We start from the raw sequence: 19,441 nt of genomic DNA on the forward strand, positions 1-19,441 counted from the left end.
CGGGGGCGAGGATACGTCCGTTCCTTGACCGCGGGCGTGTTTCGGGTCAGGTAGGCGGCGCTCGGCGAAGGTCCCCATGGGGTGGGCTCATCGGTCGGCCTCTTCGGCGGGCACGTGGGTCGAGCCCGGCCATTTCCCCCGGGCGAACGAGGCGTTTTTCGGATGAAAGCCCTGACGAGTTTGGTCTTGGTTGCGACGTGCGCCCTCGCAGGCTGCGCGACGGAGCCCTCGAAGAGCGACCTGGGTCGCGCCCGCGCCGCGTTGTCCGAGTCGGGCGCGCGGGTCGTCCCGTTCGGCGAGAGCGGCATGTCCCTCGGGTACATGCCGGCGGTGCCCGAGCGTGCGGCGCTCGGCGCTCCGTCGTTCGCGCGCACGGCCTCGGGCGAGACCCTCGTGCTCGACGCGCTGAAGTCGCGCGTCGTGAAGGTCGCGGCCGACGGCACGCTCTCCGAGGTCGCCAAGGTCGATCGTGACGCGGTCGATCTCGCGGTGGCCGACGACGGCGCGTTCGCCGTGAAGCGGGGCGGGGCCCCCAAGGTCGTGGTGTACGGCCCCGATGGGGCGCGCCAGGGCGAGCTGTCGTTCGCGATCCTGCAAGACGTCGAGCGCATCGCGCTGCTCCCGTCGCGCCGCGTGGTCGCCATCTCCGCGCACCAGGAGCGCTACGTGCTCGGGAGCCCCACGTTCCCCTCGCGTGACGCCGAGGTGCTCCACTCGAAGGAGGAGGGCGTCGTGTCCCGGAAGGACGGCGCGGGCGTGTCGCTCGTGCGTGAGGCCGACGGGTCGCTCGTGCTCGTGTCGACCGCGAAGGGCGCGGGCGACGAGCGCGCGCACGAGGTGTCTCGCGTGACGTTCGGCAAGGGCGACGCGGCCCGCATCGTGGGCGGCGCGGGCGACGTCGTGTGCATGCGTGTCGAGCACGCCGGTGCGGCTCGCACTGGGGAAATCACGGTCGATCGTGAGGCCGTGTGCGCCGACGCGACGACCGGCGCCGTGACCTTCCGCGCGCCCCTCGGGGAGCCGGGCCTCTACGTGCCGCGGCGCGAGCTCTCGTTCGAGCGCGGCGCGCTCACGTTCGTCCGCCCCGAGACCACCAAGTCCGGCGCGGGCCTCTCGATCACGACGTTCGCCGTCACGGAGAAGAAATGAAGCGCGCCATAGGAGCCCTCGCGGCCGCCCTCGTTTTCGCGAACGCCGCCTCGGCGAGCGCCCTCACGCGCGACGAGATCATGTCCCGCGCGAAGGGGTTCACCTACCACCCGTGGCGGAGCGCCGCCGCGAACCAGCGTGGCACGTGCGCCTCGGAGAACGCGAGCTACGCGTCGCTCTCGAAGCCCGGCGACTACGTCGGCCTCCCCTACGACTGGGGTGGGTACATGTCGCTCTTCACGTTCGACCAGGGCATCGCGCGCGGCCTCGGCGCGGGCTCGCAGTCGACCGACGGCATCCTCCAGTGCACCGTCGGCCTCGACTGCTCCGGCTTCGTGAGCCAAGCGTGGGGCGTGGGCCACTTCACCACGTCGAGCCTCGATCAGACGTCGGGCGCGATCGCGGCCTCGGCCCTCCTCCCCGGCGACGTCTACAACAAGGCCGGCTACCACGTGGCGATGTACAGCCACAAGCTCGCGAACGGCGAGCCCGTGCTCTACGAGGCGCTCGGCAACAACGTGCACATCAACCAGTACGGCGGCCTGTCGCACGTGGCCGGGTACACGCCGCGCCGCGCGAACAACGTCACCGGCACGACCGCGACCGAGCCCGTCGGCACGGTGAACAACCCCATCGCGATCACGAGCTTCCCCTTCACGGACTCGCGTGACACGCGCCAGTCGATGAGCGACATGCTCGACGGCTGCTCCCTCGACGCGACCAAGCAGCAGCGTGGCCCCGAGTACATCTACAAGGTCACCTTCACGCAGCCCGGCACGCTCACCGTGTCGGTCTCGGACGACGCCGCGAGCGACATCGACGTGCAGCTCCTCGGCGCCCTCGACACCAACGCGTGCCTCGCGCGGAACGACTCGACCTTCACGCAGCAGGTCGGCTGCGGCACGTACTACGTCGTCGCCGACACGTTCGGCGCGGACGCGACCAAGGCCGGGCCGTACACGCTGTCGGTGAGCTTCACCCCGAGCGGCCAGGCGTGCTCGGCCGTCCCCGGGCCCGCGCCGTACGCGCCCAAGGGCAAGCTGGGCGACGCGTGCCGCTTCCCCGGGAACGCGAACCTGCCGTACTGCAACCCGAATTTGGGTGGAGATACGTGCATTTACACCCAGACTGACTCGTTCTGCTCGAAGCCCTGCGCCGTGGCGAACGACTGCGCCGACCTCCCCGGTGGCGCGGGCTGCTGCGAGGACCTCGGCCAAGGCGAGAAGTACTGCCTCAAGGCCTCGCTCTGCGGGAGCGGCGCCCCGAAGCCCGGCAAGGACGACGCGGGCCCGGTCGGTGACGCTCCTCCGCAAGGCGAGCCTGGCACCCCCGAGCCCGGCACGCCCGGCGCTCCCGGCACGCCCGGGGCTCCTGGCGACGGCACGACGCCGCCGGCCGCCAACGGCGAGACCGTGACGACCACGACGTCGGGCTGCCAAGCGATGCCCGGGGCGGTCTCCTCGTCGGACGCCGCGCTCGCCCTCGGCCTGCTCGGCCCGGTGGTGATCCTCGTGCGTCGTCGCCGCCGCGCGCAGCGCTCGCTCCCCCCGCTCGCGCTGGGCTGATCCCGCCGGCCGAAGCGCCCGCGCCGAAAACTACAGCAAATTCAGGCTCGAACGGCCCTCTTCCCACGCCGGGAAGGGGGCCGTATCGTTCTCGGCATCATGTTGAAATTCAGTGACGATCCCGACATCGCCGAACAAGAGATGAACGCGATCATCTTCTACCTGGTCACGTTCGGGTACATCGACGGGGACTTCGACGCGAAAGAGAAGACGTTCGTTCGGCAGTACATCGAGCGCCTCATCGACGGCCGCGCGCAGCACGCCATGCCCGACGCGCCCGCCGAGGTCCGCAAAGAGATCGTCACGAAGTACACGCGCCACTTCCACGAGGTGTTCGAGGGCATCGACGCCAACGTGAAGGAGCTCTTCACCGAGTCGGTCTCGACGGACGAGGACCCGACGGCCTTCGTGCACGGGCGCCTCAAGTCGAAGTGCTTCGAGATCTTCAAGTCGTTCGATCGCGGGAGCCAAGATCAGCTCATGGCGTCGATCGACGAGCTCCTCATGGCCGACGGTGAGGCCCACCCGGCCGAGGTCGCGTTCCGCGCCGAGCTCGCGCAGCTCCTCGAGGCCGATCTGGACATCGAGCTCGTCCACGAAGACGAGCCCGTGCCGAGCCACAGGACGAGCGTCACGCCCGTCGTCGACATCCCGCGCTCCGAGGCGAACCACGTGTTCTTCGAGCCGATGGAGCAGCACTTCTCGAAGGATCGGGAGCGCATCCTCTCGCAGGTCGAGAAGGACCGGAGCCTCATCGACCGCGCGCTCGACGTGCTCGCGCGGCAGCGCAAAGAGGGCGCGGGCAAGCTCGCTGGCAAACAGCGGGTCGACGAGCTCGAGGGCGCCTTCACGGACGGCCACGTGGTGGTGCGGAGGCCGCGCAAAGACCAAAAACACGAGCTCATCGTGCTCGGCGATCTGCACGGTTGTTACAGCGTACTCAAGGCCGCGCTCATGCAGTCGCGCTTCTTCGAGAAGGTCGACGCGTACCGCTCCAACCCGAAGGAGAACCCGTACCCGATCTTGGTGCTCCTCGGCGACTACATCGATCGCGGGCTCTTCAGCCTGAACGGCGTCTTGCGCCTCGTGCTGCAGCTCTTCGTGACCGCGCCCGACCACGTGGTGGTGCTGCGCGGAAACCATGAGTATTACATCGAGCACAAGGGCAACATGTACGGCGGGGTGAAGCCGGCGGAGGCGATCAACTCGCTGAAGCCCCACCTCGACATCGACGTGTTCCGCCACTACCGCACGCTCTTCGAGGCGCTGCCGAACGTGTTTTTGTTCGACCGCATCTTCTTCGTGCACGGCGGCATCGCCAAAGATCGCCTGCTCAAGGAGCGCTACAAAGACCTCTCCAGCTTGAACGACGAGGACATCCGCTTCCAGATGATGTGGAGCGACCCTTCGGCGGCCGACGTCATCCCCGCCGACCTCCAAGACAAGGCCTCGCGGTTCATGTTCGGGCGCATGCAGTTCAAGGCGTTCATGCAGAAGGTGGGCACGACCACCATGATCCGCGGCCACGAGAAGGTGAACGCGGGCTACCACGTCCAATACGACGACGACCGCGCGCGCCTCGTGACGCTCTTCTCGTCCGGTGGCATCGACAACGCCGATCTGCCCGCCGAGAGCACGTACCGCTCGGTCACGCCGATGGCGCTCACGATCACGCACGACGGCTCCGAGTCGCGGATTACGCCCTGGGCGCCGCACTACGGCTCGTACAACGACCCCGAGCGCAACGCGTTCTTCAAGATGCCGCCCGAGATCGAGCACCGCGCGTAGAAGAAGAGAGAAGAGAGAAGTGGTGCCCCCACCCGCGGGTGCTCGGCCTAACGGCCTGCGCGCCCGCGACCTCCCCCAAACCGCGAGCTCCGCTCGCGGAGGGGGAGGCAGAGAAGGCTGAAACACGAAAGCCCCGCGGGCTGGGCTCGCGGGGCTCGTGGCATGTGGGTCACAGTCAGTCACTCGTCGTCGTCGACGAGGTCGTCCGGGATGCGGTCGTCGTCGTCGGTCGGGCCTTCCAGCGGAGCGGGCTTGGCGGGTGACGGGAGGGCGTCCGGCTTGGGGCCTCTCTCCTTCGCGGCGCGGCGCCGCTCGCGGTGGTGGGCGCTCGCCGCGGACTTCAGGATGCTCGGGTGGTCGGCGAACGTGTAGCGCAGGACGAGCCGGAGCTTCTTCGCGCGAGCGCGCACGAGGGCGACGATCGCGTTTCGGCGCGCACCGATCGTGCTGGTCGCGGTGCGAGGGGCGGCGCTGCGGCTCACGAGGAGCCCCGCGATGGAGGACGCCTCGTCGATGAGGGCCATGTCGAACCCCGGAAGCGCCCGAAGCTCCGTCGCGAGGGTGCGGCACATGCCGGCGTACGCGGCGAGCCCGCTCGCGAGCTTGGCGATCGTCTTCGGCGTGCCCTGGTGTTGGCGCCGGAGAGCCGCGACGGCCACGTCTTTCTGGTCTTCGATCCCGTCCTCGACGACGACCTCGAGCGCCATACGGAGCCGACGAAACACCACGACGCCGCGCTGGACGGTGCCATCTTGCGTGGGGACGCGCCCTTGGCTCGCGAGGATCTCGGCCTCCGCGCCGAGCTTGCAGAGCAGGAGGATCTGGGCCGCGATGTCGCCCCCGAGGCGCGCCGCGTGTGGAGCGAGGCTCTCTTTGACGATGCCCCGCGGCACCGCGTGCCACTCGGCCAAACACGCGAGCGCGCTCGCTTCGTGGAGGAAGCTGTCGAGCGGCATGCTGAGCTCGATCTCCGGCCCGGAGTAGCCCGCGATCTCCTCCTCGAGGGCGTCGCTCATGCGGGCGTCGAAGCGCGCCGAGATGCGCGCCACGAGGTCGACCTGACGGCGGTCCTCGCCGGCGGGCGCGACGAGGACGGTGGCAGGCAGCTTGGCCCCCACGATCGCCTCCGACGCCGCGGGCGCGTTCTTGGCGGAGGCGAGCCGCGACGCGGACGAGGGCGCCTTGGGTTTCTTGGATGGAGAGGAAGGAGACGAAGGGGACGACGAAGCCGAAACCGAACGACGAGCCATGATTCACCTGCTGTTCGTCGAAGCGCGACATGCGCCCGACACCACGACGTCGGCAGGCCCCCCTCGGCCGTTGCGCGGATTCTTGCGGGCTGGGTCGATTGTTGAAATGTCTCGTGATTTCGGCCGGTTATATCGCGTCCAGAAGGGCCCGACGGCGTCAGGTGAGCTCCCGACAGCGTCAGGTGGGCTCCCGACAGCGTCAGGTGAGGTCCTGACAGCGTCAGGTGAGGTCCTGACAGCGTCAGGTGAGCTCCCGACGTCGTCAGGTGAGCTCCCGACGTCGTCAGGTGAGCTCCCGACGTCGTCAGGTGAGCTCCCGACGTCGTCAGGTGAGCTCCCGACGTCGTCAGGTGGGGCCTGCTGGGCGTCCGGCCGGCGTTCCGACGTGCTCACCCCTCTTCGCGGCGGTGCTCGGCCTCGTGCGCGCGGAACACCGCGAAGAGCCCGAGGTCGTAGGCGATCTTCACGGTCGCGGCGAGCACCACGGGGACGGCGAAGCTCTGGGCGGCGAGGAGCGCGCCGGTCATCACCGGGCCGAGCGCGTTGCCTGCGCTCTTCGCGAGGGACGTGACGACCGAGGCTTGCGTGCGCTCTTCTTCGGGCACGGCGCGCATGACGAAGGCCATGCGGGCGGGCACGTCCATCTGGGCGAGGCAGTAGCGCAGGCACACGAGCGCGAGGGCCACGGTGCCCGTGGGCGCGAAGGCGAGCGCGAGCAAGAAGAGGTTCGCCGGGATGTGCGTCGCGACCATGGTCGCGAGGAGCCCGATGCGCTTCGCGAGCCGCGCGGCGACGAGGGCCGAGGCCGCCGACAGCAGGTTCACGACGAAGAACAGCGTGCCGAGCGTGGACGTGCCGAACCCGAAGCGGAGGTGGAGCCAGAGGGCGAGCGCGCTCTGGAGCACGAGCCCGCTGCCGAACGAGTCGAGCGCGAAGAGCACCGACAGGACGCCCACGATCTTGCGCGATTTCTCGAGCGGACGGCGAGGGGGCGGGGACTTCGCCTCGATGCCGCGCGAGAGGCCGAGGAGCGGCAGCGAGCCCACGAGCACGAGCGCCGACGCGCCGACGAACACGGCGCTCGGGCCGAAACGGGCGGCGAGGGTGCCTCCGAGCTTGGAGCCGAGCGCCACGGACGCCGAGCCCATGAAGCTGTACCATGCATACAAACGTGGGCGTTCGCTCGCGGCCCGCGCGCTCGCGAGCGCGGCCTGTTCGACGGCCGTCGCGGGCCCCGCCTCTCCGCCCGAGGGGCTCAAGATGCCGACGGTGGCCGTCACGAAGAGGACCCAAGGGGCGCGCGCGAGGCCGAACACCACGAGGCCCGCGGCCATGAACAGGGCGCTCGCGACGAGCAGGCGCTTTCTCCCGAGGCGCTCGCCGAAGAGGCCCACGAGGAGCGTGAGCGCGGCGTCTCCCACGAGGGTGAGCGACACGAGCAGGCCTATTTTAGCCTCGCCGAAGCCGCGCGCGGCCAAGTGGAACGCGAGCGCGACGGACGTGGCCCCGAACGCGACGAGGCGCGCCGCACGGGAGACGAAGAGCGCGGTTACGTCGTCGTGCGATGTGCCCGAGGGGCTCGCGTCGGTCGTGTCGCCCTCGCTCACGGCTTCGGAGCCACGCGGACGACGGGGCCTTCGACGCGGCCGCCCTTGAGCACGGCGACCTCGAGCTCGCCCTCGAGCTTCGGGAGCGGCGCGAGGAACGCCTTTTTGCCGCTCGGCGCGGGGAGGAGCAGGTTCGCGCGGTTGTAGGTGCGCCCGACCTGCGGCTCGCCGAGGCCGAACGTGTACGGGAACGCGGGGCCCGAGCCCACGACACGAACGCCCACACGCACGGCGCCTGCGAGGGCCGGGTACGCGCGGGGCTTCGTCTGCGGGAGCGGGACGAACGCGCTCGTCGTGATCGACGTGTCGGCGAAGCCAGGGCCGGGGAGGCCCACGAGGGGAGGCTGCGTGAGCGTGTGCTCGGGCACGTCGAGCTCGACGGAGAGCACGGCGCCGGACCAGCCCTTCGCCTCGGGGGGCGCGACGAGCTTCGCCGCGGTGATCGTGGGCGCGCTCGCGCTCGTCTTCGGGAGGCCCGAGGTGTCGAGGGCGATGGCGCGTGTTCCGCACGCGTTGGCCTCGTCGAGGCTCGCGCACGCGCCGCAGTTGCAGCCGTCGCACACGGAGACGTCGGTGTCGCCGCGGAGGCCGCGCTTTTGGCGGATCCACTGCTCGAGGGAGATGGCGTCGGGGTCGTGCGGGTCCTTCGCGGACTCGGCGGCGTGGAGCTCGCGCGCGGCGTCTTTTCCGATGTAGCGCACGTGCCAGTGCTCGTAGCGGTAGCCGGTCTTCGGGTTGATGGGCACCTCATGATCGCCCCGGGGGATGCAGGTCTCCTTCTCGTGGAGGTCGTCGGGGTGGATGGGATAGGGGAAGACGAAGCCGTGCTCCCAGGCGTGCTCGACGAGCCACTTTCCGCCCTTGGTGCAGCCGAAGCCCTGGCGGAAGACGGTCTCGCCCGAGGCCTTCCACTCGGCGGTGAAGAGGTCGATGGTGGTGCCGAGCTGGTGTTGGCTATGGCCCGGGAGGGCGGACTGCTCTGCGGCGGAGCAGAAGTCGCTGCGCTTCACCCAACCTTGGAAGGTGACACACTGGGCGAGGTAGCTGCGGTAGACGGACTCGATGTGGCCGGGGACGCCGGCGCGCGCCATGGCGGCGAGGAGCTCCTTCATGGCGCTCGCCGCATCTTTGCGGAGGCACTGGTACTTTTCGCAGTCGGCGGGGGAGCGGGGCTGGAACTTGACGATGTCGACCATGTCGGTCGGTGCGTAGTCGGGTGCGAGTGCGCCTTGGGGGGAGCGGTTGACGAGTGCGAGGAGATCGTCGCCGTCGACGAAGGAGGCCTTGAGGTCGCGCGGGGCGAGGAAGTTCTTCTGGGCGCCCTTGGCGAGGACGGCGCAGGCGATGCGGGCGCTCTCTTTCATGGCGCCGTAGGGGTCCTTCGGGAGGGCGGTCTGGGGCTCGCCGCTGGCGTCGTCCGGGGTCGTCGCGTCGGCCGAGGCGCTCGCGTCCATGGCGAGGGCGGCGTCGCGGGGAGAGGCGTCGACGGCGGCGTCGGCCGCGGGCTCTTGAGGGGCCTGGGGTGTGCTCTTGGCGCACGCGCCGAGCGCGACGAGCGCGGTCGTCAGGGCGAAGGGCAGGGCGCGCAGCGAGGACCTCATGGGGCCTCTCTCATAGGCGAAACGGCGGGAGATGAGAGGGGGTTCGTGGGGGCGCGGCCGAAGCGCGTGCCGAAAAGGGGGAGAGCAAGGTGCCGCCAACGCGCGGGTGCTCGGGCTTGCCGATGGTCGCGAGGGAGAGAAGGTGCCGCCAACGCGCCGGTGCTCGAGCTTGGCGGTGGTCGCGAGGGAGAGAAGGTGCCCCCCCTCGCAGGTGCTCGGCCTACGGCCTGCGCGCCTGCGGTCCCCCCCAAATCGCGAGCTCCGCTCGCTCAGGGGGACGCAGAGAGACGCGCGAAGGAGCGCTACATGACGCGGACGCAGGCGGCACCGTCACTGAGGAGGTGGTAGGCGCTGCCGGCGGGGACGACGATTCCGGGATCTCCCGCGCTGGCCTTGATGGTGGCGTCGTCGGCGGTGGCGTTCCAGACGACGCGAAGCCAGCCTTCGGCAGGACCGGGGGGGTAGGGTGAGGTCGAAAGCGGCGCCGGGGGGCGCCGTCGAGCTTGAGCCGCTCGAACTGAGCCTCGTTCTCGGTGAGGGTGGCAGACCCCGCGACGGTGTAGACGCCCAGGAGCTCGGACTGGGAGAGAATGGGCTCGATGACGGAGGGGCCTTGGGGGCCGACGCACTCCCAGGTGACGTCGTTGTCGACGATGGTTCCGCCACGAGTGGTCGGCCAAGGAGTAGGCTCGGCAGCGCCGGCGGTTCCGCGAGAGAGGGCGCGGTAAACGTACCCGTTCGGGACGGTAGGCTCGACGGACTCGCCCGGAGAATACTGCCTGCCGGTGACCCACGGCGTGTTGGGCCCAAAGAGGCCCATGGACCAACCGCCGGACTCGACGGCGCGCCAGGCGGCCGGGAAACGCGTCGTGTTGGAGCGATTGACAATGAGGTCTCCGGCGCTGAACCAGCCGACGAAGCCCGTATCCGTGCCCGTGCCCCCGAGCCAGTCCGTGCTGCCGACAGCGTGATCGGCAGATGCACCGGTGAGCCGGTTCCACCCTTGTGTTTGCGTGCCGAACCAGACGCCGTCGTCGAAGGTGACATGCCCCGGCCGCGGCAGGCTGTAGCGGCTCGCGAAGTGCATGCCGATAAAGTAGCCACTTCCGCCCCAGCGAAGATCCCACTGGCCGGTCTCCGGGTTCCAGACGCACTGATAGCCTGCGTCGGTACCCTCAACCAACGGGAACTGCTGGTGTGACCAGGCGAATGCGGCTTTGGCGTCGACCTTGGACCCGGCCTGGAACGAGGTGATCCGACCACCTTCGGAGGAGCCGAACCACACGTTGTCGGCGGAGTAGTATCCCGGGGTGAAGACGGCAGCGAGACCGGTGGTGCCGAGGTTGACGAAGCCGGGACCGAGGTTGTACGCGTCGTGCGTCGGCGGGATGGGAAACGGCCCGTTCCAGGTGGTGCCGTCGTCGATGGACCATCGGTATTCGGCGGAGGCGCCAGCGGCTTCGCCCCAGGCGTTCTTGCCATCGGGGTAGCCGGCCGTGGTGACCTCGATGCGAACGGCGGCGTAGGGCTCGATGAGGTACCCGCGAAGGCGCAGGGTGGGCGGGTTCGTCCCTTGGGCGGTCAGTGCTGGGCCGGTCGTCGATACGAAGGTGACGGGCTGGGCCTGATGGGCGTAGCCTCCGTAGTAGGAGGACCGCGGGGTCTCGCCAGCCTCACCGAACCCACCGAGTACCGTGAGATTGTTGGCCTCGAAGGCATTCGGAGGTTGATCGCCTTCGTGGTAGCAGCCGACGAAAGTCGAGGCCCCGGGCAGACCCGGGGCCACGCAAAAACCACCTTTGAGGTTTTCGGCGGTGTGGCAAGAGATGTAGGTACAGCCGAGAGCTGAGGCCTCGTAGATCCCGTAGCCCTTGTTGCCCTGGGCGTCAAAGCCGATGGCCAGGCCGACGTTCGAATTGAAACCGACGGTGTGGAGCCCGTCGCCGCCGTTCTCGGTCGCCCGCGACCACTGGATCTGCCAGTTCGAAGCGGATCCGCCGGCGGTCGTGTCGATGCGAATTCCGTGGGAAGAAAAGCCAGCGAACGTGCACCTGTTGATGAAGGTGGCCGTAAACATCTCGAGGCCGCACGCCCCGGGGACGGAATGGCCGACGGCCTGGCACATCAAGTCCTCGATGGCGCAGCCGTCGGCGATAAAGTCGTCCGGTAGGCCCATGCTCCCATGCCAGGTCCGAATGGCCGTGACCCCTTCGTCCGCGAGGAGCACGCTTCGGGGAGCGTAATCACCGTAGCGATGCGAGCCAGCGCCGCGGAGGAGCACCCCACGCCCGATCTCGAGGGTGGAGCCGATGCGGTAGTACCCCGGGGGGACGTGGACCACCGCGCCGAGCGCATACCCCGGAAGGTTGGGGACGGCGTCGATGCAGGCTTGGATAGCCGGCGCGGAGTCTGTCATTCCGCCGACGATCGCGTCGTACGGGACGGCGCCGAAATTGACGACGTTGAAGCTCGGGAACGAGGCGGGGCCGACCGATACGGCACGCCGCGTGGACCAGGTGTAGCTCGAGCCGGCCACGTAGACGCCCGCTGGAAACGCGGCAGTGATGCCGGTGGCGGGAAAGGTGAAGATGCTGCCGACGGGGAGGGTGAGGGGAGCCGCCGGAGGAGCGGGAAAGTACGAAGTGCCGCCATCGAGTGAATAGCGAAACAGGGAGCTATTGCCTGCGTCGATGGCGACGACGAAGTCGTAGTCGCGAGCGGGCTCGCCGGAGATCGTGACGACGGGGAGCATCGCACCGCTCGGAGTGACCGCAGAACGAAAACCGGTTCCGCCGAAGAGCGTCTGGTTGGGGTGCGCGAGGATGCGACCCTCGATGGTGACGGAGGCGCCGTTCGGCTCGAGCGTAGCGCCTTCGTCGAAGAAGACCTGTACGTTGGCCGGGATCGTGAGCGTCGAGGCCGGAGAGGTGACGTAGGTGCCAGGTGGAAAGTGGAGAATGCCGCCGGACGATGCAGCCGCAGCGGTAGCGGCAGCCGAAATCGCTGTTTCGTCGGAGCCAGCGCCGGTGACGCCGTAGCTCCTGACGTTGAACATGAGGCGCGCCGAGGTGTCGCGGGAGGCGCGCGGCTGGATCGCGAGGTTCCCGCCCTCGTCGCAGGTGCCGACGACGTATTCGCTGCCGTCGGGGCGCTCGACGCGGATGAGGCGACATTGGTCGGCCGCCGTTCCGGCGTTCACGTCGGTCGCGACGACGTAAGAGGTGCCGGCACCGCCTGCGCCGAGACTCGTGACCGCCTGTTTCGCAACCTCTCCGGCCACGAGAACACTTGCGGTGCCCGCCCCGCCATTCACGGCCTCAGTCACGCCGAACACGGTTTTCGAGGTCGCTAGGTTCAGCCTGGTAGCCCGTGCAACCTCGGCCCGATTCGCCCCAGTGTCCCAGCCAACCACGCACACCGCATCACCCGCGACGATCACGCCGACCATCGTACAAGTCGTTGCCATAGAGTCGTCCCCCTCTTCCTGTAAGCATCCTGTGTGGACTAGAGCCGCAGTCGAACCACTCCGATGGCGGTGTCGGAAACGGCATTCAAGTCGTAGATCCAAGTCCCTGTAGCCAAAATCGAGCAGCCCACAATGGCTCCGGCGCTAACCCCGGTTTGTGCATTTGCAGGAGGCGGAAGGAATGTGGTGCCCGCCGAGCCGAACGTCGGATCTCCGATTCCGTTCGGTAGGTAGCGCGCGAAGCTGGCGCCGTACGTGTCGCTTTGACCGCCCACGCCGCTCAATCCGAGCGCCAGGATTCGCCCGTCGTCTTGGCCAAGAATCTGTACGCTGCGATCCACGCGACCTGAGAAGTCCGTCCTGACTACACCGCCATCGCCAAAGCCAAGGTCCAATGCTCCCGAAGGGCCGAGTCGCAGTACTGCAAAGTCGTCAGGTTCGGGTCCGCCGGACCAGCCTCCAACGAGAACGTGCCCGGTTGCGTCGCGGGCCACGCTGTTTGCTCGCTGCGTGCCGCTTCCGAACGCGGAAATGTACTTCCCGGCCACACCAAATGACGGATCTGCCGTGCCGTCGTCCTTTAGGCGGGTCGCAAACATGTCGTACCGCCCGGTGAGTGCCGCGGTCTCCTTCGTGCTGCCAGCGAGGACGATGGTTCCACCCGGCCCTAACGCTAGCGCTCCCGTGCGGTCGTCGGTTCCACGAACATCTACCGTTACGCGGCCCGAGCTTCCGAACGTGGGGTCTGGGGTGCCGTCGCTTGCGTAGCGGACTAGCTCGAAGTTGGCGCTCCCCACCGTGTCGTCCTCGCTGTGGCCGGCGACAATGATCTTCCCGCCGGGCATGACTGTGAGCGAGTTGGCGTATGCCTGGCGACCCGGGTAGGTTGTTGTGACGATGCCGTCAGTGCCGAATGTCGTGTCTAGTGCCCCGTTTGGCATGTACCGCAGCACGACGAACCGAAACGAACCACCAGTCGGCCGCGAGAACCCCGCGGCGACAATCCGGCCGTCCGGTTGCAGTGCTACCGCATGTAACTCCAGGTTAACGTCGCCGACTTTCGTCTCGACGAGACCGCTCGTTCCGAAGCCTGGATCAGGAGCTCCGCTCGTTAGCAGGCGCACGAGCGCAAACGTGCCGCCTGAGCCTCCGGTGTAACCTGCGACGATGATCCTGCCATCAGGTTGCGCTGCAATGGCGTGAGCGCCGGATGTTGGGTACTTCAACCACACGACTCCGCCGTCCCCGAACGTCGGATCGAGCGTACCGGCCGGTCCGGTGCAGTTGGTGCTCGTGTCGGAGGCATCGTTCGCGTCGAGTCCACCATCGCCGGGGGCGTCCGGTGTCGTCATGCTATCTGTTGCCGCGTCGGAAGGGACGGACGCCTCAGCGTTGGGCGGTACGCACCCCGGGCCCTCGCACGCCGGTGGCTCGTCACTGCCGCAAGCGAAGACGACGGCTGCGCACAGCGCCGCGGCACCGACCGCGCACAAAGCGCCCCGCCCGACCCTTCTCTCGTTCCACATCCTCATCGACGCACCCTTCTTTCGTGGACGGCACGCCCACGTCTCTTGGGGTACGTCAGGACGGCGACGTTGTCGCGCGCCGGACGAGAATAAGTCGTTCGTACCCCCCCCCGAGTCATCGTGGACTAGGTTTAGCTTCGAATGGCGTAGCGTCAAGCCGTCAACGGGGCAGCTCGACGAATCGGGCGGACGCTCAGGCAGCGGTCCCTTCGTGGACCCTGGGCCCGGCCTTTCCGTGGGGCGCGCGAAGCGCGCCCCCTTCTGCTCTCACCGGAGCGCCGTGCGAATGCGCACGAGAACCGCGTGGAGCTCGCGCTCCACGTGCCACGCCTTCACCCGAACGACGCGCACGCCGTAGCTCGCGAGGTATGCGTCCCGCTGGCGGTCCTGCCGCTCGCGGCCGATGTGCGCGGAGCCGTCGACCTCGACCGCGAGCCTCGGCTCCGGCGCAAAGAAGTCGACGATGACAGTGCCGAGGACGACCTGGCGCCGGAACTTGACGCCGAGCCGGCGCCCGCGCAGTGCCTCCCAAAGGATGCGCTCCGACGGCGTGGGGTTGCGCCCGGAGTACTGGGCGCACGGGGTGAGAAAGGTGCGATCGTGGTGCAGGGACGGAAAGAGAAAACGCATAGGGCCTCCGTGCCGGCGAGGGCGCCGGCTTCGTGCCCCACCGGCGCAGACGCCGTGACAGCGGCAATTTCGTCTCGCACCTGACCCCGATGCCGCTGGCGCGGCGTGTGCGCCACGGCACGACGCCGGCGCCCTCGTCGGCACGGAGGGAGTGAGTCTCGAGCCTGTCGATCGCGCAGCTCGCGGCGATCGCAAGGGTACCTTGACTCGTGGGAGATCGAGGGGTCCGAGCCGCGCCGCGTTTCTGCGCCTCCCCCTCCTCGCTCGCAGGCTTCGCGCGAGCGAGTGTCGCGAGGAGCCGTGGGAAAGCGAAGCCGAGAACGAGGTTTGGGGGAGGCCGACCGGCGAGGAAAAGCTCACACCGAGAAACGCGCCGAACGAGAGAACCCGCGAAGACCTCGAATCGCAATTGGGCTTTTGCTCGTCGGGCGGGTGGGGGCAACGCTGCTAACGCTGCTCTCTCCCTCATGATCGCCCCGCGGGATGCACGTCTCCTTCTCGTGGAGGTCGTCGGGGTGGATGGGATAGGGGAAGACGAAGCCGTGCTCCCAGGCGTGCTCGACGAGCCACTTTCCGCCTTTGGTGCAGCCGAAGCCCTGACGGAAGACGGTCTCTCCGGAGGCCTTCCACTCGGCGGTGAAGAGGTCGATGGTGGTGCCGAGCTGGTGTTGGCTATGGCCCGGGAGGGCGGACTGCTCGGCGGCAGAGCAGAAGTCGCTGCGCTTCACCCACCCTTGGAAGGTGACACACTGGGCGAGATAACTCCGATAGACGGACTCGATGTGTCCGGGGACGCCCGCGCGCGCCATGGCGGCGAGGAGGTCCTTCATGGCCATGGCGGCCTCTTTGCGGAGGCACTGGTACTTCTCGCAGTCGGCGGGGGAGCGGGGCTGGAACTTGACGACGTCGACCATGTCGGTCGGGGCGTAGTCGGGAGCGAGGGCGCCTTGGGGGGAGCGGTTGACGAGGGCGAGGAGGTCGTCGCCGTCGACGAAGGAGGCCTTGAGGTCGCGCGGTGCGAGGAAGTTCTTCTGGGCGCCCTTGGCGAGGACGGCGCACGCGATGCGGGCGCTCTCTTTCATGGCGCCGTACGGGTCCTTCGGGGGCGCGTCCGTGGCCTCGGCGCTCGCGTCGGCCGAGGCGTCGCCCGTGGGGAGGGCCGCGTCGTTGGCAGAGAGCGCGGAGAGTGCGGCGTCGCGGGGAGGGGCGTCGAGGGCGGCGTCGGCGGGGGGCTCTTGAGGGGCCTGCGGCGCGCTCTTTCCGCACGCGGCGAGCGCGACGAGCGCGGTCGTCAGGGCGAAGGGCAGGGCGCGCAAAGAGGGCCTCATGGGGCTCTCTCATAGGCGAAACGGGGGGAAATGAGAGGGGGTTCGTGGGGGCCGGGCAGGAGCGCGTGCAGAAAAGGGGGGAGAGCGCGCGAGGTGCCCCCCTCGCAGGTGCTCGGCGATGACGTGCACGCGAGAGGGAGAGAAGGTGCCCCCCCTCGCAGGTGCTCGGCCTTCGCCGGCGTGCGCGAAGAGAGAGAAGGTGCCCCCCCTCGCAGGTGCTCGGCGATGACGAGAGAGAGAGGGAGAGAAGGTGCCCCCCCTCGCAGGTGCTCGGCCTACGGCCTGCGCGCCTGCGGTCCCCCCCAAATCGCGAGCTTCGCTCGCTCAGGGGGGGACGCAGAGAGCGCGGCGCGAAGGAGCGCTACATGACGCGGACGCAGGCGGCTCCGTCGCTGAGGAGGTGGTAGGCGCTTCCGGCGGGGACGACGATTCCCGGATCTCCAGCGCTGGCCTTGATGGTGGCGTCGTCGGCCGTGGCGTTCCAGACGACGCGAAGCCAGCCATCGGCGGGGCCCGGGGGTAGGGTGAGGTCGAAAGCGGCGCCCGGGGCGCCGTCGAGCTTGAGGCGTTCGAACTGGGCTTCGTTCTCGGTGAGGGTGGCCGATCCCGCGACGGTGTAGACGCCCAGGAGCTCGGACTGGGTGAGAATGGGCTCGATGACGGAGGGGCCTTGAGGGCCGACGCACTCCCAGGTGACGTCGTTGTCGACGATGGTTCCGCCACGGGTGGTCGGCCAGGGAGTAGGCTCGGCACCGCCGGCGGTTCCGCGAGAGAGGGCGCGGTAAACGTACCCGTTCGGGACGGTAGGCTCGACGGACTCACCCGGAGAATACTGCCTGCCGGTGACCCATGGGGTGTTGGGGCCGAAGAGGCCCATGGACCAACCGCCCGACTCGACGGCGCGCCACGCGGCAGGGAAACGCGTCGTGTTGGAGCGGTTGACGATGAGGTCGCCGGCGCTGAACCAGCCGACGAAGCCGGTGTCGGAGCCGGTGCCGCCGAGCCAGTCGGTCGTGCCGACGTCGTGATCGGCCGAGGCGCCGGTGAGCCGGTTCCAGCCCTGAGCTTGGGTCCCGAACCAAACTCCGTCGTCGAAGGTGACGTGGCCGGGCCGCGGGAGGCTGTAACGACTGGCGAAGTGCATGCCAATGAAGTAGCCGCTCCCGCCCCAACGAAAGTCCCACTGTCCGGTCTCTGGGTTCCAGACGCATTGATAGCCTGCATCGGTACCTTCGACGAGAGGGAACTGCTGATGCGACCAGGCGAATGCGGCTTTGGCGTCGACCTTGGAGCCGGCCTGGAACGAGGTGATTTGACCACCGTCGGAGGAGCCGAACCACACGTTGTCGGCGGAGTAGTACCCCGGGGTAAAAACGGCAGCGAGACCGGTGGTGCCGAGGGTAACGATGGCGGGACCGGCGCCGTACGGATCATGGGTGGGCGGGATGGGAAAGGGCCCGTTCCAGGTGGTGCCGTCATCGATGGACCATCGGTACTCGGCGGAGGCGCCAGCGGCTTCGCCCCAGGCGTTCTTGCCGTCCGGGTAGCCGGCCGTGGTGACCTCGATGCGAACGGCGGCGTAGGGCTCGATGAGGTACCCGCGAAGGCGTAGCGTAGGTGGGTTCGTCCCTTGGGCTGTCAGTGCGGGCCCGGTCGTCGAGACGAAGGTGACGGGCTGTGCCTGGTGAGCGTAACCTCCGTAGTAGGAAGACCGCGGGGTCTCGCCAGCCTCACCGAATCCTCCGAGCACCGTGAGGTTGTTGGCCTCGAAGGCATTCGGAGGCTGATTGCCTTCGTGGTAGCACCCGAGGAAGCTCGATGCTCCGGGGGAGCCTGGAGCCACGCAATAGCCACCTTTGAGGTTCTCGGCGGTGTGGCAGGAGATGTAGGTGCAGCCGAGAAACGAGGCCTCATAGACCCCGTAACCCTTATTGCTCTGGGCGTCAAAGCCGATGGCCAAGCCGTTGTTCGAATCGTTGCCGACGGTATGGAGTCCGTCGCCGCCGTTCTCGGTCGCTCGCGACCACTGGACCTGCCAGTTCGAAGCGGATCCGCCGACGATCGTGTCGATGTAGATTCCGTGGGAAGAAAAACCAGCGAAGGTGCACCTGCTGACGAAGGTGGTCGTGTGCATCTGAAGGCCGTAGGCGCCCGCCACGGAGTGGCCGACGGCCTGGCACATGATATCCTCGATGGCGCAGCCGTCGGCGCGAAAGTCGTCCGGTAGACCCATGCCGCCATGCCAGGTCCGAATGGCCGTGACACCTTCGTCCGCCAGCAGCACGGTACGGGGAGCGTAGTCGCCGTACCGATGCGACCCAGCGCCGCGGAGGAGCACCCCGCGCCCGATCTCGATCGTGGACCCGATACGGTAGTAGCCCGGAGGGATGTGGACCACTGCGCCGAGGCCATATCCAGGGAGGTTCGGGACGGCGTCGATGCAGGCTTGAATAGCCGGCGCCGAGTCCGTCATTCCGCCGACGATCGCGTCGTAGGGCACGGCGCCGAAATTGATGACGTTGAAGCTCGGGAATGAGGCAGGGCCAACCGACACGGCGCGCCGAGTGGACCAGGTGTAGCTCGAGCCGGCGACGTAGATACCCGCTGGGAACGCGGCCGTGATACCGGTGGCGGGAAAGGCGAAGATGCTGCCGACCGGGAGCGTGAGCGCAGCCGCGGGTGGAGCGGGGAAGTACGATGTGCCGCCGTCGAGCGAATAGCGAAACAGGGAGCTATTGACTGCGTCGATGGCGACGACGAAATCGTAGTCGCGCGCGGGCTCGCCGGAAATCGTCACGACGGGTAGTCCGGCACCGCTCGGCGTGACCGCGGAACGAAAACCGGTTCCGCCGAAGAGCGTCTGGTTGGGATGCGCGAGGATGCGACCCTCGAGGGTGACGGAGGCTCCGTTCGGCTCCAGCGTGGCGCCCTCGTCGAAGAAGACCTGCACGTTCGCTGGGACGGTGAGGGTGGAACCGGGCGAGGTGACGTAGGTGCCGGAGGGGAAGTGGAGAATACCTCCGGTGGACGCGGCGGCGGCCGATGCCGCAGCCGAAATGGCCGTTTCGTCGGAGCCGGCGCCGGTGACACCATAGCTCCTCACATTGAACATGAGCCGCGCCGAGGTGTCGCGGGAGGCGCGGGGCTGGATCGCGAGGTTCCCGCCCTCGTCGCAGGTGCCCACGACGTACTCGCTGCCGTCCGGACGCTCGACGCGAATGAGCCGGCATTGGTCGGCAGCCGTTCCGGCGTTTACGTCGGTCGCGACGACGTAGGAGGTGCCCGCGCCGAGAGAGGTGATTGCATTCCTTGCTGCGTCGCCTGCCACGAGAACCTGGATCGGATCGTTGTTCGCGGCGTCGTCCTCCGCGACGCCGTAGACCGTCTTCGAGGTGAGCAGTACCGCACGCGTGGCCCGCGCCACTTTCGGCTTGTCGGTGCCGCCATCCCAGCCGACGACGCACAAGGCGTCTCCCTTCAGTACCCCCGTTGCGTCGTTCACAATGCAGCCGACCGCCATGCTCCACCTCT

General features: G+C 68.4%; 11 protein-coding genes. 3 read left to right on the forward strand and 8 right to left on the reverse strand.

Going from position 1 to position 19,441, the window contains the following annotated elements; translation table 11 throughout:
- The first annotated feature begins 162 nt into the window (after positions 1 to 162).
- From IPK71_12755 to IPK71_12765, 3 genes are all read left to right on the forward strand, one after another.
- Positions 163 to 1,149: a hypothetical protein gene (locus IPK71_12755; protein ID MBK8214603.1), complete on the forward strand. Its 987-nt coding sequence runs from the start codon at positions 163 to 165 to the stop codon at positions 1,147 to 1,149.
- Entirely contained in the window at positions 1,146 to 2,714 is a 1,569-nt protein-coding gene (locus IPK71_12760) for a hypothetical protein (protein ID MBK8214604.1), read from the forward strand. The genes IPK71_12755 and IPK71_12760 overlap by 4 nt, the downstream gene beginning before the upstream one ends.
- 99 nt (positions 2,715 to 2,813) lie before the next feature.
- Positions 2,814 to 4,502, forward strand: a complete 1,689-nt coding sequence (locus IPK71_12765) for a serine/threonine protein phosphatase (GenBank protein MBK8214605.1) — start codon at positions 2,814 to 2,816, stop codon at positions 4,500 to 4,502.
- 179 nt (positions 4,503 to 4,681) lie between these two features.
- Here IPK71_12765 and IPK71_12770 read toward each other — a convergent pair whose 3' ends face one another.
- The 8 genes from IPK71_12770 to IPK71_12805 all read right to left on the reverse strand — a co-directional run bounded on the left by IPK71_12770 (position 4,682) and on the right by IPK71_12805 (position 19,430).
- Complete coding sequence (locus IPK71_12770) at positions 4,682 to 5,752, reverse strand: hypothetical protein (protein MBK8214606.1); 1,071 nt, start codon at positions 5,750 to 5,752, stop codon at positions 4,682 to 4,684.
- A 389-nt stretch (positions 5,753 to 6,141) separates the two neighbouring features.
- Positions 6,142 to 7,359 (reverse strand): MFS transporter, encoded by a 1,218-nt coding sequence (locus IPK71_12775; protein ID MBK8214607.1) that lies wholly within the window; start codon positions 7,357 to 7,359, stop codon positions 6,142 to 6,144.
- Positions 7,356 to 8,960 carry a M15 family metallopeptidase gene (locus IPK71_12780; protein MBK8214608.1) on the reverse strand — a complete coding sequence of 535 codons (1,605 nt, stop codon included), beginning with the start codon at positions 8,958 to 8,960 and terminating at the stop codon, positions 7,356 to 7,358. Before IPK71_12780 ends, IPK71_12775 begins: the two co-directional genes overlap by 4 nt.
- Positions 8,961 to 9,180: 220 nt before the next feature.
- Positions 9,181 to 12,408: a right-handed parallel beta-helix repeat-containing protein gene (locus tag IPK71_12785; GenBank protein MBK8214609.1), complete on the reverse strand. Its 3,228-nt coding sequence runs from the start codon at positions 12,406 to 12,408 to the stop codon at positions 9,181 to 9,183.
- Between the two features lie 56 nt (positions 12,409 to 12,464).
- Complete coding sequence (locus tag IPK71_12790) at positions 12,465 to 13,778, reverse strand: hypothetical protein (GenBank protein ID MBK8214610.1); 1,314 nt, start codon at positions 13,776 to 13,778, stop codon at positions 12,465 to 12,467.
- Between the two features lie 441 nt (positions 13,779 to 14,219).
- Positions 14,220 to 14,582, reverse strand: coding sequence for a DUF559 domain-containing protein (locus IPK71_12795; GenBank protein ID MBK8214611.1), 363 nt, complete (start codon positions 14,580 to 14,582; stop codon positions 14,220 to 14,222).
- Positions 14,583 to 14,938: 356 nt separating this feature from the next.
- On the reverse strand, positions 14,939 to 15,910 hold the full coding sequence (locus tag IPK71_12800) for a M15 family metallopeptidase (GenBank protein MBK8214612.1): 972 nt from the start codon (positions 15,908 to 15,910) through the stop codon (positions 14,939 to 14,941).
- 361 nt (positions 15,911 to 16,271) lie between these two features.
- Positions 16,272 to 19,430: a hypothetical protein gene (locus tag IPK71_12805; GenBank protein MBK8214613.1), complete on the reverse strand. Its 3,159-nt coding sequence runs from the start codon at positions 19,428 to 19,430 to the stop codon at positions 16,272 to 16,274.
- Between the last annotated feature and the right edge of the window lie 11 nt (positions 19,431 to 19,441).

The sequence above is a fragment of the Myxococcales bacterium genome (assembly GCA_016712525.1).
Lineage (GTDB): Bacteria > Myxococcota_A > Polyangia > Polyangiales > Polyangiaceae > JAAFHV01.

Excerpts from the sequence above, each read along its gene's own strand:
- IPK71_12805 (MBK8214613.1), bottom strand. The coding sequence starts at position 19,430 with ATGGCGGTCGGCTGCATTGTGAACGACGCAACGGGGGTACTGAAGGGA.
- IPK71_12770 (MBK8214606.1), bottom strand. The coding sequence starts at position 5,752 with ATGGCTCGTCGTTCGGTTTCGGCTTCGTCGTCCCCTTCGTCTCCTTCC.
- IPK71_12800 (MBK8214612.1), bottom strand. The coding sequence starts at position 15,910 with ATGAGGCCCTCTTTGCGCGCCCTGCCCTTCGCCCTGACGACCGCGCTC.
- IPK71_12765 (MBK8214605.1), top strand. The coding sequence starts at position 2,814 with ATGTTGAAATTCAGTGACGATCCCGACATCGCCGAACAAGAGATGAAC.
- IPK71_12760 (MBK8214604.1), top strand. The coding sequence starts at position 1,146 with ATGAAGCGCGCCATAGGAGCCCTCGCGGCCGCCCTCGTTTTCGCGAAC.
- IPK71_12795 (MBK8214611.1), bottom strand. The coding sequence starts at position 14,582 with ATGCGTTTTCTCTTTCCGTCCCTGCACCACGATCGCACCTTTCTCACC.
- IPK71_12755 (MBK8214603.1), top strand. The coding sequence starts at position 163 with ATGAAAGCCCTGACGAGTTTGGTCTTGGTTGCGACGTGCGCCCTCGCA.
- IPK71_12785 (MBK8214609.1), bottom strand. The coding sequence starts at position 12,408 with ATGGTCGGCGTGATCGTCGCGGGTGATGCGGTGTGCGTGGTTGGCTGG.
- IPK71_12790 (MBK8214610.1), bottom strand. The coding sequence starts at position 13,778 with ATGACGACACCGGACGCCCCCGGCGATGGTGGACTCGACGCGAACGAT.
- IPK71_12780 (MBK8214608.1), bottom strand. The coding sequence starts at position 8,960 with ATGAGGTCCTCGCTGCGCGCCCTGCCCTTCGCCCTGACGACCGCGCTC.